This is a genomic window from Ellagibacter sp. (assembly GCF_048412355.1).
Taxonomy (GTDB): domain Bacteria; phylum Actinomycetota; class Coriobacteriia; order Coriobacteriales; family Eggerthellaceae; genus Ellagibacter.
Window position 1 is genome coordinate 100,497 of the sequence record NZ_DBFSAP010000004.1, and the last position, 12,734, is coordinate 113,230.

The window sequence follows — 12,734 nt, forward strand, 5'->3', positions numbered from 1 at the left end:
AGTTCGTACAATTTACTGCGTAGTACTTGGAACATATGTTCGTATCTGTTAGACTGTCCGCATGGATCACAAGGATATGGCATATATGCTCTCCTCGCGGCTTGGTGGGGAACTGGTGGGCTGCGGCTCGGGCCTCGGCGCGGAGGCGGACGACGTCAGCGATGCGCGCGCACGGGCAGCGCTTCCCGGCGACGCTGCCCCCACCCTCAATGCGGCCCAGCTTGAGGCTGTCACTACGACGGAGGGCTACGTGCGCGTCATCGCCGGCGCGGGAACGGGCAAGACGCGCGCCCTTACGGAGCGCTTCGCATACTTGGTAAACGACCTCGGCATCATGCCGGGAAATATCCTGTGCGTCACATTCACCAACAAGGCCGCTAACGAGATGCGCCACCGCATCCGCGCGCTCACCGGCGACAACGACACGGGCTTCATCAACACCTTCCACGGTTTCTGCGTCTCGATTCTGCAAGAGGATTCGCACGCTGTTCAATACCCGAAGAGCTTTCTCGTGCTCGACAATGCCGACATCGATCAGATGCTTCAAACCATCTACGATGAGCGGGGGCTCACGCTGCGCGATATGACGTTCGGTCGCGCGCGCGACATGATCGAAATTATGAAGCTCAAGGATCGGCCCGATTACTACCGCGACCTGCTTGCCATGCCGCTCGCCTCCCTGCGCGAAAAGTACGAGCAGGCAACCGACGTGCGCGACATCATCTTCTACGGATATCTACACCAGGAGAAGAAGTGCTTCGCCTTCGACTACAACGACCTTATTGTCGTCGTGCTCTTCATCTTTAATCAGCATCCTGATATTCGGCTGAAATGGCAGAAGCGCCTGGAATACGTCATGGTCGACGAGTTCCAGGACATCGACGCGTTGCAGTACGAGCTTATGAGCGTGCTTGCCGGCTTCCATAAAAACCTATTCGTGGTGGGCGACCCCGACCAGACCATCTACACCTGGCGCGGTGCTGACGTGCGCTTCCTTCTTGATTTCGACAAAGTGTTCCCAGGCACGCGCACCATCATGATGCTCGAGAACTACCGCTCGACCCCCGAGGTCATCGCGGTGGCGAACTCTCTTATCGAGAAGAACCGCCAACGCATCCCGAAGGACTTGCGCGCATGCCGCACCCAGCACGGGCCTACGGTGTGGCATCACGCGAAAACCTCTGACGAAGAGGCGAAATGGATTGCCGAAGGGGTGCGTGCGCTCCATGATGGGGGCATACGCTATCGCGATATGGCGGTGCTCTACCGTGCGCACTACGCATCGCGATCGGTGGAAGAGGCGTTCCTAAAGGTCGAGATCCCGCACGCGGTGTATTCGGGCGTGCCGTTCTACGGCCGCAAGGAAATCAAGGACTCCCTCGCTTACCTGCGGCTTGTCGCGTACCGGGACGATCTTTCCTTCGTGCGCGTGGCAAACGTTCCCAAGCGCAATCTCGGGCAGCGCCGCATGGCGTTTCTCAAGGACTACGCCGCAGCTCACGCGTGCTCGCTTTTCCAGGCGCTCGAGCAGACGATCGACGACGAGATATTCAAGCGCACGAAGGCGAAGCAGCTCGTGGCGCTCGTCCGCAAGTTCCGCGCATTGTTCGAGGGCAGGCCGGTGTCGGAGGTGCTTGCGGCGCTCATCAACGAAAGCGGCTACGAAGAGGCGCTTCGCACGGAGGGGAGCCAGGAGCGGCTCGACAACGTGGCAGAGCTCAAACAGTCGATCTACGAGTTCGAGAGCAACTGCGGGGAGGAGGTGACGCTTGAGCACTACCTTTCCCATGTGGCGCTGCTCACCAATGTCGATGCGCTCGACGAAGCTCAGGACAAGGTGCGCCTTATGACCATCCATGCCGCTAAGGGCTTGGAGTTCCCGCACGTCTTTCTGTGCTCGCTTTCCGAGGGGGTGCTCCCGTCGCGCAAGACGAAAACGATCGAGGGAATGGAAGAGGAGCGCAGGCTTGCGTTCGTCGCGGTGACCCGAGCACGGGACGGGCTCTACCTTTCCGAGGCGGCAGGCTTCTCGCATGAAGGCTCGCCGCGCCACCCGTCGCGCTTCTTGCTCGACATCGACCAGGGCGCTCTGCAGTTCTCGAACAAGCCAAGCGACGAGGAGCTATCCTGCGCGCGGGCGGCGTACGCCGCAAGCGACAAATGGATGGCCGGCATGGCGGCCGACGCGCGCTTCTCGCCGGGCGACTGCGTGCTCCACAAGGCGTTCGGGCGGGGCGTCATTGATCGCCTCGACGAGGAGAAGCGCGCCTACATTGTGCATTTCGACTCGCTCGACACGCCGCGCGCCATCTCGTTTCGGGCGAAGCTCGATGCAGGTGACGCCTAGGGAAACGCTGAGTGTGTAGCGAAAAGCCAGGCGGGCGCATGCCGCCTGGCGCATTTGCTACACTTCGTGGTATGGAAGAGAACAACGTGAAAGAAACCCAAGCGGAGAAGATCGCGCGCATAAAGCGCGGTCTCGATGCTGTGCCGACCCTGCCCGGCGTGTACCTCTGGAAGGACAAGGACGGCCAGGTCATCTACGTGGGCAAGGCGAAGCAGCTGCGCGCCCGCATGCGCCAGTACGTGAACTTCCAGGATGACCGCGCGAAGATACCGCTGCTCGTCGACCAGATCGACTCGTTCGAGTACATCGTCGTCGGCAACGAGCATGAGTCGCTCGTCCTTGAGAAGAACCTGATCAACCAATACGCCCCGTTCTTCAACGCCGACTTCAAGGACGACAAGTCCTACCCGTTCATCGCGCTCACGAAAGGCGATGTGTTCCCCGCCATCAAGTACACGCGCGAGAAGCACAAGTCCGACACGCGCTACTTCGGACCCTACACTGATTCACGCGCGGCCCGCCGCATGGTCGACATTGCGCGGCGTGTCGTGCCCCTGTGTGCGACGTCGTGCGCCGATTGGCGGAATCTCTCGCGCCGCCTTGAGAACGACCCGCTTGCGATGATGAAATCCGACGTGCGCCCCTGCTTCGATTGCCATGTGGGCTTAGGCCCCGGCGCATGCTGCGGGCGCATCACTCCCGAGGAGTACGCCGCGAACGTGCGCCGCATCGAGCGTTTCCTCGCAGGGCAGCACCGGGAGTTTCTCGACGAGCTCTCTGCCGAGATGGCCGACGCGGCAGCCGAGCTCGACTTCGAGCGCGCCGCCCGGATCAAGGCGCGCATCGCCACTATCAACTCGCTCACCGACAAGCAGCATGCGGTGTCCGCCCATAACCTGAACGCCGACGTTGTGGGCCTTTTCCGCGAGGAGACGGTCGCGGGCGCGCACGTGCTCGTCATCCGTGAGGGGCGCATCATCAACTCCAACGAGTTCGTCTTGAACCGCGGGCGCGACGTTCCCGACCAGGACCTTCTCCACAACTTCCTCCTGCGCTACTACGACACGACCACTTCCATTCCCCACGAGGTCATCGTACGGGAGCTGCCCGAGGACGAAGAGTCGATGGAGGCGTGGCTCACCGAGAAGCTCGCGAGCGCGCACGGGGCGAAAGTGCGCTTCACGGCTCCGCAGAAGGGGGAGAAGGCGGCGCTTGTCGACATGGCGGAGACGAACGCGAAGCACACGCTCATGCGCTACAAGGTGCGCACGAACTACGAGGACAAGCGCGTGAACGATGCGCTGCTGCAGCTCGAGAGCGCGCTCGCGCTCGACGCGCCGCCTATGCGCATCGAGTGCTTCGATATCTCGACGATCCACGGGTCGTATACGGTTGCGTCGATGGTTGTGTTCACGGGTGGCAAGCCCGACAAGAACCAGTACCGCCGCTTCAAGATCAAGACGCCGCTCGACGAGGCGAACGACTTCCTTTCGATGCAGGAGGTGATGAGCCGCCGCTACTGCGCCGAGCGCATGGCAGACGAGCGCTTCGGCAGCAAGCCCGACCTCATCATCCTCGACGGCGGCAAGCCGCAGCTGTCGGCCGTCATGGAGATGTTCGACCAGATGGGGATCGACGACATCGCGCTGTGCGGCTTAGCGAAGCGCGACGAGGAGCTCTTCGTCCCCTGGCAGGACACGGGTCCGGTCGTTTTGCCCTCGGGGTCGGCGTCGCTCTACCTCGTGAAGCAGGTGCGCGACGAGGCCCACCGGTTTGCCATCACCTTCCACCGCGAGCTCCGCGGCAAGGGCATGACGGCAAGCATTTTAGACGAGGTCGCGGGCTTGGGTCCTGTTCGCAAGAAGGCCCTGCTCAAGCATTTCAAATCCTTCAAGAACCTCAAGGCGGCGAGCTTGGCGGAGATCAAGGAGGCCCATGTGGTGCCCGACGAGGTCGCCGAGGAGCTTCACAAGGTGATCGAGCAGTATAATAGCGAGCGAAAAGATGAACTGGTCGTCGGCGGCGAGTAGGGGGTTGCACACCATGGATGCACAGCATGAGAACCGCGAGGAGATTCCCGAGGACGAGTACGAGGACGGCGCCGAGAGGGCTTCCGAAAAGGATACGATCGCGCTTGAGGACATGCCCGAGATCGTTATCGTCACGGGCATGAGCGGCGCCGGGCGCACCGAGGCGATGCATGTCTTCGAGGACCTGGGCTTCTTCTGCGTCGACAACCTGCCGGCGAGCCTCATCGGGAATTTGCTCGCGCTCAAGGGCATGCCCGGCCAGCCCGATGCGAGCCGGCGCCTTGCCGTGGTGTGCGACGCGCGCAACCGCGATTTCTTCCCCAATCTGAAGGGCGAGGTCGAAAAACTCGAGCGCGAGGGAATCGACGTGTGCGTGCTGTTCCTCGACGCTGCGGACGACAAGCTCGTCGCCCGCTACAAGTCCTCGCGCCGCCGCCACCCGCTGTGCACGGACGGCACCACCATCGCGCAGGGCATCGAGCGCGAACGCCAGATGCTCTACGACTTGCGCGAGATGGCACATCACGTCGTCGACACCACCGACATGCTCCCGCAGCAGTTGCGCGAGACCATCCGCTCGATTTTCGCCCGCGGAAACGAGCGCCGCGGCTTGGCGGTCACAGTGTACTCGTTCGGCTTCAAGCACGGCGCCCCCACCGACGCCGACCTCGTCATGGACGTGCGCTTCCTTCCGAACCCTTATTATGATCCCGACCTGCGCTTCCTCACAGGTCTCGATGCTCCTGTTCGCGATTTCGTGATGTATCGCGAGGAAACGGTCGAGTTCGTGAAGCGCTGGCGCGCGCTGCTCGACTGCGTCATGCCTGGATACGTCGCCGAAGGCAAGCAGCAGCTCGCCATCGCTATCGGCTGCACGGGCGGGCAGCATCGAAGCGTTGCCATCGCCGAATCGACGGGTGATTACCTCAAATCGAACGGCTACCGTGTATCAGTTGCCCACCGCGACCTGAAGCTCGCGCCCCGCGCCGCCCAGGAGTAGGTTGTATGAAGAAGAAGCGTCCCTTCATCCAAGACCCCTCGGCGACCGCGGCTTTCGCGGCGCTGCGCGACTTGCCTTTGCCCCGCGCTGCCCACGCCCCCCGAGGCGACAAACTCAGCGCCGTCGTCATCGGCGGCGGTACGGGTGCGCCGGTGTCCATCCGAACCCTGCTTTCGCTCGGCGTGAAAACGAGCGCCGTGGTGGCTATGGCCGATGACGGCGGCTCGACCGGCCTTTTGCGAGAGGAGGCGGACGTGACGCCCCCGGGCGACGTGCGCAAATGCATCCTCGCGATGGCGGCCGACCCGAAAGACCCGCTCACCCGCGCGTTCAAGTACCGTTTCCCCATTGCGAACAACCATTCCCTCGGGAACTTGATGCTGGTCGCGCTCGAGGACGCGTGCGGGTCGTTCCCCGAGGCCATTTCCGTGTGCGAGCGCATGCTCGACGCGCGGGGACATGTGTACCCTTCAACGCTGACCCACGTCACGCTCGCTGCGAAGACGCGCGGCGGGGAGCTGCTCGAGGGCCAGGCGGTCGCGTGCCATTCCGATATCGCGCTCTCGCGCGTCATTCTTCGAGGCCAAGGCGCGATCGAACCCTACGCCCCAGCGCTCGACGCCATCCGCGAAGCCAATCTGATCGTGCTCGGCCCCGGCTCGCTGTTCACGTCCATCATCCCGAACCTGCTCGTGCCGGGCGTCGTCGAGGCCATCCGCGAATCGAAGGGCACCACGGTGTTCGTTTGCGGTCTGGCCGACGTGCAGGGCGAGACGCTCAACCTATGCGCCCGCGAGCACGTCGAGGCGCTGCTCGATCACGGCATGCGCGGCCTTCTCGATTACGTGCTCGTGCATTCGTCTCAGCCGCTTTCGCCTGACCAGAACGCTTTCGCCCCCTCGGCGGCCGATCCCCAGGAGTCCGCGGGTATCCACTCGGTCGCGGTCACCTACGACGACGTCATGGCCATCCAGGCCCAAGGCCCGCGCGTTATCGTTCGCGATCTGGTCGACCACAAGCGTCCGACCTGGCATGATCCGGAGGCTTTCCGAGAAGCGCTTTGGGGGGTGCTCAAACTATGTCGTTCACGGCGGAAGTAAAAGACGAGCTCGCGCGCGTTCTGCCCGAGTGCTCGCATTGCGGGAAGGCAACGCTCGCCGCGCTCGTGCGCATTGAGGGCACGCTGTTCGTCTCCGGCCCCGGGCGCTATCGCGTTGAAATCGCCACGGATGTGCCGAGTGTCGCGCGCCTTGTGATCAAGCTTTTGCACGGCATCTACCAGCTGCGCACCGAGCTCACCGTGCGCCGCAGCGTGCTTCACAAGACGCCGAATTACCTGATTGAGGTGCCCGCGCAGCCCCATCTGCCGAAATCGCTGCTCGATTTGGGCGTCATCACCGAGGAGGGCGGTTTGGAAGTGGGCATTCGCCCTGACATCGTGGCCAAGCAGTGCTGTGCCGCCGCCTACGTGCGCGGCGCGTTTCTTGGCAGCGGCTTCATCGCGAACCCGCGCGGTGACTTCCACTTCGAGATCACAGTGGAGTCCGAATCCCTCGCCGAGGGGCTTGTGGCCCTGCTCGCCGAGAAGGGGATCAAGGCGCGCATCATGCAGCGCCGCAGCTCGTATATGGTGTATCTGAAGTCGGGAAACGCGATCCTCGAGTTCCTCGCGTTCGTCGGCGCCCATCAGTGCGCGCTGCGCCTCGAACAGGAGCGCGTCGTGAAAAGCGTGCGCAACGACGTGAACCGCATGACGAACGCCGAGATAGCGAACCAGGCGAAGTCGTCCTCCGCAGCCGTCGACCAGCTCTTCGCCATCCGCACGGTGCTCGAAGCGCACGGCATGGAGAACCTGCCGCCCGCGCTGCAGGAGTTCATCCGCCTGCGCGTGAGCTTCCCCGACGCGAGCATCAAGGAGCTCGGCGAGCGCGCGAACCCGCCACTTTCCAAATCGGCGGTCTATCATCGCATTCGGCGCATCGAGCAGCTTGCGCGCGAAGCCGCAAACCGAAAAGGGTAGCGGCTCCGCAGGCAATTCGCCCAAAGACGGCATCCATTCGCGCAAGGTCGGCTAGACTGACTCTGTGCGTCAAGGAAAGAAATCCTTCGAAAGGAGATTTGCATGGCAATCAAGGTAGGCATCAACGGTTTCGGTCGCATCGGACGCCTGGCGTTCCGCGCGATGGTGAAAGATCCCGCGATCGAGGTTGTCGCCGTGAACGACTTGGGCGATATCCCCACGATGGCGCATCTGCTCAAGTACGATTCCGTTCATGGACGTGCCTTCGACACGGTTGAGGTCACCGAAGACGGCTTTGTTGCCGACGGCTATGCCGTGAAGGTCCTTTCCGAGCGCGACCCCAACAACCTTCCCTGGGGCGAGCTGGGCGTGGAGGTCGTCGTGGAATCCACGGGTATCTTCAAGACCGGCGAGCTCGCAAGCGCTCACATCAAGGCCGGCGCGAAGAAAGTCGTCATCACGTGCCCGGCGAAGGGCGAGGACGCCACCATCGTCATGGGCGTGAACGACGGCGAGTACGACGCCGAGAAGCACAACATCATCTCCAACGCTTCCTGCACGACCAACTGCCTGGCACCGGTCGCGAAGGTTCTCATGGAGAACTTCGGCATCAAGCGCGGCTACATGAACACCATCCATTCCTACACCAACGACCAGAAGATCCTCGACCTTCCGCACAAGGACCTGCGCCGCGCTCGCGCCGCAGCCATGTCGATGATCCCGACCACCACGGGCGCCGCCCGCGCAGTCGCCCTCGTGCTTCCCGAGCTCAAGGGCAAGCTCGACGGCTTCGCCACGCGCGTCCCGACCCCCGACGGGTCGATGGTCGACCTGACCGTTGAGCTCGATCGCGAGGTCACGGCAGAGGAAATCAACGCTGCGATGAAGAAGGCCGCCGAGGGCGAGCTTGCCGGCATCCTTGAATACACCGAGGACCCGATCGTTTCCATCGACATCGTGGGCAACGACCATTCCTCCATCTTCGACAGCGGGCTTACCATGGTCATGGGCGGCAAGTCCAACCTCGTGAAGGTCGTGTCTTGGTACGACAACGAGTGGGGCTACTCGAACCGCGTGAAGGACCTGGTGAAGATTCTTCTGTAATCGAAATCACGCATGATCGGGCGGCTTCTTGCCGCCCGTTTCTTTCTTGAAATAGGAGATTCAATGGCATCAATCAAGACAATCGACGATCTCGATGCGCGCGGCAAGCGCGTGCTCGTGCGCGTCGATTTTAACGTTCCCGTGTCCGACGGCGTCGTGACCGACGACACGCGCATCAAGGCGGCGCTGCCGACCATCGAGAAGCTTGTCGGCGACGATGCGCGCGTCATCCTCATGAGCCACCTCGGCCGTCCGTCGGGCGAGGGCTTCGAGGAGAAGTTCTCGCTGCGCCCAGCTGCCCTGCGCCTGGCAGAGCTTCTCGGCAAGCCGGTCGCGTTCGCGAGCGACACGGTGGGCGAGGACGCGCAAACGAAGGCGGCGGCGCTTCGCGAGGGGGATGTGCTCCTGCTCGAGAACCTGCGCTTCGACAAGCGCGAGAAGAAGAATGACCCGGCGTTTTGCGAGGAGCTCGCCAAGCTCGGCGACGCCTACGTCAACGACGCGTTCGGCACCGCCCATCGCGCGCATGCTTCCACAGCCGGCGTCGCGGCGTTGCTTCCGGCGTATGCGGGCTACCTCATGCAGCGCGAGGTGTCCACGCTCACGGGCATGCTCGAGAACCCGAAGCGCCCCTTCGTCGCCATCCTCGGCGGCTCGAAGGTCTCCGATAAGATCAAGGTCATCGACGCGCTCATCGACAAGTGTGAGACGCTCGTCATCGGCGGCGGCATGTGCTTCACGTTCCTTTTGGCGGAAGGCAAGCAGGTCGGCACCTCTCTTAAGGAAGACGAGTGGGTTGTCCGCGCCGGCGAGATGATGGAGAAGGCGGCCGCTCGCGGCTGCAAGCTGCTCCTTCCCGTCGACGTCGTGTGCGCCGACAAGTTCGCCGAAGATGCGAACACGCTCACCTGCTCGGTCGATGCCATCCCCGCCGATATGATGGGCCTCGACGTCGGACCCGAGACAGCCAAGCTCTATGCTGATGCCATCGCTGACGCGCAGACGGTGTTCTGGAACGGCCCCATGGGCGTGTTCGAGATGGACGCGTTCGCGGCTGGCACGAAGGCAGTGGCGCTCGCGGTGGCCGCGAACAAGGAGGCCGACACGGTCATTGGTGGCGGCGACTCGGTCGCTGCGGTCAACAAGTTCGACCTCGCCGACCAGATGACCTTCATCTCGACCGGCGGCGGCGCAAGTATGGAACTCGTGCAGGGAGAAGCGCTTCCCGGTGTCGAGGCGCTGCGTTAAACTGGCGGTATGCAAAGAGGGGGGGGCGGCAAGGCGTGCGCGGCGCGCTTTCGTCTCCCCGTTCTTTTTCGCGGAAAGGACAAGCCATGGCAAGAAAACCCATGATGGCCGGCAACTGGAAGATGAACAATGCTATCGGTGAGGCGGTCGTGCTCACCCAGGAGATTTCCAACAACTGGTGGAAGGACTGGGAGGACAAGGTCGACGTCGTCATCTGCCCGCCGTTTGTCGACTTGAAGCCGGTGAAGACGGTGCTCGAGTTCGATAAGACGAAGATCTTCGTCGGCGCGCAGAACGTGTACTGGGAGGAAGCCGGCGCGTTTACCGGCGAGGTTTCCGTTCCCATGATTCGCGAGTGCGGCTGCGACTATTGCATCGTCGGTCATTCTGAGCGCCGCGGGCTTTTCGGCGAGACGAACGAGGACGTGAGCAAGAAGGTGCGCGCGCTTTTGGGCGGGCGATTGAAGCCGATCATATGCGTGGGCGAGTCGCTCGCCGTGCGCGACGAGGGCACGACGAACGAGTACGTCTGTGCTCAGGTGAAGGCTGCGTTTGCGGGCGTTGATGCCGAAGACGCCGCGAAGTGCGTCGTCGCCTACGAGCCCATTTGGGCCATCGGCACCGGCCGTACCGCGACTCCCGAGCAGGCAGAAGAGGTGTGTGCGGCAATCCGTGCGCAGCTCGCCGTTCTCTTTGGCGAGGAAACGGCACAGGCTATGCGCATCCTCTACGGCGGCTCGATGAACCCCGGCAACGTCGATGCGCTTGTTGCCGAGCCCGACATCGACGGCGGGCTTATCGGCGGCGCGAGCCTCAAGTGCGACTCCTTCATCCAGCTCGTGAAGGCGGTCATGCAGTAATGAGCGTTCTCGATTCGTCTGCGCGCGAAGGCCTCGCGCTTCCCGTATGCCTCGTTATCATGGACGGCTTCGGGCTTGCGCCCGCAGGTCCCGGCAACGCCATCTCGCTTGCGCATACGCCGTTTCTCGATAAGCTGTTTGCGGGCGAGTGCACGCGCCTTCAGGCGTCGGGCGAGGCGGTCGGCCTGCCCGAAGGCCAGATGGGAAACTCCGAGGTCGGGCACTTGAACATCGGCGCCGGCCGCGTCGTCCATCAGGAGCTTACGCGCATCAACCGTGCGTGCCGAACGGGATCCATCGACGAGAACGAGGTCATCAACGCATGCCTCGATGCGTCTCGGGCGCCGGGCCGTGCGCTGCACGTCATGGGGCTGCTCTCCGATGGCGGCGTGCATTCGAGCAACGAGCATCTCTTCGCGATTCTCGAACATGCGGTCTCGCACGGGCTTGAGGATATCCGCGTCCACTGCTTCCTCGACGGGCGCGACGTGCCGCCTTCGAGCGGCGAGGGCTATGTTGCCGAGCTCGAGCAGCTCATCGTCTCGAAGGGCTGGGAGAGCAAGGTTCGTATCGCGTCGGTTTCCGGGCGTTATTACGCGATGGACCGCGACAAGCGCTGGGACCGCGTGCAGAAAGCGTGGGAGGCAATCGTGCGTGCGACGCCTTCTGTCGACTGCGGGGCGTGCGACGTGGTGGCGGATTCGTATGCGGAAGGCGTCACCGACGAGTTCGTGGTTCCGCGCGCGCTCGATTCACGTGAAGTCCGCGACGGAGACGGCGTCATCTTCTTCAATTTCAGGCCCGATCGTGCGCGAGAGCTGACGCGAGCGTTCGTCGACCCCGCGTTCGATGGGTTCGAGCGGCCTGTGTTCCCGCAGGTGAACTTCGTTTGCCTGACCGAATACGACCCCGATATCCCTGCTCCAGTGGCGTTCCCGAAGGAGTTCCCTGACAACGTCTTAGCCGACGTGCTCGCGGCGCGGGGCCTTCGCCAATACCATATCGCGGAGACCGAGAAGTACGCGCATGTCACGTTCTTTTTGAACGGCGGCCGCGAGGAACCCAAGTCGGGGGAGGAGCGCCAGCTTGTGGTGAGCCCGAAGGTGGCTACCTACGACCTGCAGCCTGAGATGAGCGAGCCTGAGGTCGCGCGCGACTTGGCGCAGGCGATCGATGAGGGCGAGGCTGATGTGTACATCGTGAACTTCGCGAACTGCGACATGGTGGGGCACACGGGCGTCATTCCTGCGGCGGTTGCTGCCGTCGAGGCGGTCGACGCTGGCGTTGAGCAGGTGCTCTCCGCGGTGAAGCGCGCGGGAGGTGTGGCGTTCGTCACCGCCGACCACGGCAATGCTGACAAGATGCTCGCCGAGGACGGTTCTCCCCATACTGCGCACACCACCGCGCCGGTTCCCTTCGCGTTGGCTGACTTCTCGGGGCGCGGGCTTCGCCTTTCGGGCGAGGAGGGTGCGCTTTGCGATATCGCCCCGACGATGCTAGCGGCAATGGGTGTAGACGTTCCCCCTGAGATGACGGGAAAGAGCCTGCTTGCCTGATTTGTTGACGGATTTTGCGGACGATTCGTGTAGGGGGCTCCCTCGGTCAGGATTTGACGGAGGAAGCCCTTGTCTCGTTATGTCGTTTCCCGTATAATCTATAACTTGCGTATGGTTGCGTGCGATGCGCAACAGGTAGTAACCGAGTAACGAAAAGAGTAACGTTTTGAATCCATTGCTCATCCTCATGCTGATTCTGCTGGTCATCTCCGGCATTGGCTTGATCATCTTCATCTTGCTGCATTCTGGCAAGGGCACCGGCATCTCCGACATGATCGCCAGCTCGGTGTACTCCACGCAGACGGGCACGAGCATCGTTGAGAAGAACCTTGATCGCATCACAATCATCTTCGCGATCATTTTCATCGTGTCTCTTCTCGTTCTGATGGTCGTTTATCCTCAGGGATCGATTGCTCGATAAGGAGTGTCGGTTGATTTTCATCTCTAGCCGGACACTTGCGGCATAAATAGAGTTTTCGCAGTTAGCAGGACGGGCGCGTGAGCGCCCGTCCTGTGTTTTCCCAGGTCGATATGGCCCGGTCTGCGGCAAATCGGGGCGTTCGGTTGAG

Annotated in this window: 10 protein-coding genes; all 10 read left to right on the top strand. The window is 62.5% G+C overall.

Going from position 1 to position 12,734, the window contains the following annotated elements; translation table 11 throughout:
* Nucleotides 1-76 precede the first annotated feature (76 nt).
* The 10 genes from ACMRQN_RS00575 (at nucleotide 77) to secG (ending at nucleotide 12,586) form a co-directional block, all read left to right on the top strand.
* The gene (locus tag ACMRQN_RS00575; RefSeq protein ID WP_418733366.1) at nucleotides 77-2,347 is read left to right on the top strand and encodes an ATP-dependent helicase; all 2,271 of its coding nucleotides are present in this window, start codon (nucleotides 77-79) and stop codon (nucleotides 2,345-2,347) included.
* 86 nt (nucleotides 2,348-2,433) lie between these two features.
* The gene (uvrC, locus tag ACMRQN_RS00580; protein WP_418733367.1) at nucleotides 2,434-4,377 is read left to right on the top strand and encodes an excinuclease ABC subunit UvrC; all 1,944 of its coding nucleotides are present in this window, start codon (nucleotides 2,434-2,436) and stop codon (nucleotides 4,375-4,377) included.
* A gap of 112 nt (nucleotides 4,378-4,489) precedes the next feature.
* Complete coding sequence (gene rapZ / locus ACMRQN_RS00585) at nucleotides 4,490-5,377, top strand: RNase adapter RapZ (RefSeq protein WP_170264546.1); 888 nt, start codon at nucleotides 4,490-4,492, stop codon at nucleotides 5,375-5,377.
* Between the two features lie 5 nt (nucleotides 5,378-5,382).
* The gene (locus ACMRQN_RS00590) at nucleotides 5,383-6,477 is read left to right on the top strand and encodes a gluconeogenesis factor YvcK family protein (protein WP_418733368.1); all 1,095 of its coding nucleotides are present in this window, start codon (nucleotides 5,383-5,385) and stop codon (nucleotides 6,475-6,477) included.
* The gene (gene whiA, locus ACMRQN_RS00595) at nucleotides 6,456-7,397 is read left to right on the top strand and encodes a DNA-binding protein WhiA (protein ID WP_418733369.1); all 942 of its coding nucleotides are present in this window, start codon (nucleotides 6,456-6,458) and stop codon (nucleotides 7,395-7,397) included. Before ACMRQN_RS00590 ends, whiA begins: the two co-directional genes overlap by 22 nt.
* A gap of 102 nt (nucleotides 7,398-7,499) precedes the next feature.
* Entirely contained in the window at nucleotides 7,500-8,501 is a 1,002-nt protein-coding gene (gene gap, locus ACMRQN_RS00600) for a type I glyceraldehyde-3-phosphate dehydrogenase (RefSeq protein WP_158049275.1), read from the top strand.
* Nucleotides 8,502-8,564: 63 nt separating this feature from the next.
* Entirely contained in the window at nucleotides 8,565-9,749 is a 1,185-nt protein-coding gene (locus tag ACMRQN_RS00605; protein WP_418733370.1) for a phosphoglycerate kinase, read from the top strand.
* 86 nt (nucleotides 9,750-9,835) lie between these two features.
* A complete protein-coding gene (tpiA, locus tag ACMRQN_RS00610; protein ID WP_418733371.1) occupies nucleotides 9,836-10,609 on the top strand; it encodes a triose-phosphate isomerase in 774 nt (257 codons plus the stop codon).
* Nucleotides 10,609-12,165, top strand: coding sequence for a 2,3-bisphosphoglycerate-independent phosphoglycerate mutase (gene gpmI, locus ACMRQN_RS00615; RefSeq protein ID WP_418733372.1), 1,557 nt, complete (start codon nucleotides 10,609-10,611; stop codon nucleotides 12,163-12,165). The genes tpiA and gpmI overlap by 1 nt, the downstream gene beginning before the upstream one ends.
* Before the next feature lie 166 nt (nucleotides 12,166-12,331).
* The gene (gene secG / locus ACMRQN_RS00620) at nucleotides 12,332-12,586 is read left to right on the top strand and encodes a preprotein translocase subunit SecG (protein ID WP_296058731.1); all 255 of its coding nucleotides are present in this window, start codon (nucleotides 12,332-12,334) and stop codon (nucleotides 12,584-12,586) included.
* Nucleotides 12,587-12,734: the final 148 nt, after the last annotated feature.

Excerpts from the sequence above, each read along its gene's own strand:
- ACMRQN_RS00575 (WP_418733366.1), top strand. The coding sequence starts at position 77 with ATGGCATATATGCTCTCCTCGCGGCTTGGTGGGGAACTGGTGGGCTGC.
- rapZ (WP_170264546.1), top strand. The coding sequence starts at position 4,490 with ATGCCCGAGATCGTTATCGTCACGGGCATGAGCGGCGCCGGGCGCACC.
- ACMRQN_RS00590 (WP_418733368.1), top strand. The coding sequence starts at position 5,383 with ATGAAGAAGAAGCGTCCCTTCATCCAAGACCCCTCGGCGACCGCGGCT.
- whiA (WP_418733369.1), top strand. The coding sequence starts at position 6,456 with ATGTCGTTCACGGCGGAAGTAAAAGACGAGCTCGCGCGCGTTCTGCCC.
- gap (WP_158049275.1), top strand. The coding sequence starts at position 7,500 with ATGGCAATCAAGGTAGGCATCAACGGTTTCGGTCGCATCGGACGCCTG.
- ACMRQN_RS00605 (WP_418733370.1), top strand. The coding sequence starts at position 8,565 with ATGGCATCAATCAAGACAATCGACGATCTCGATGCGCGCGGCAAGCGC.
- tpiA (WP_418733371.1), top strand. The coding sequence starts at position 9,836 with ATGGCAAGAAAACCCATGATGGCCGGCAACTGGAAGATGAACAATGCT.
- gpmI (WP_418733372.1), top strand. The coding sequence starts at position 10,609 with ATGAGCGTTCTCGATTCGTCTGCGCGCGAAGGCCTCGCGCTTCCCGTA.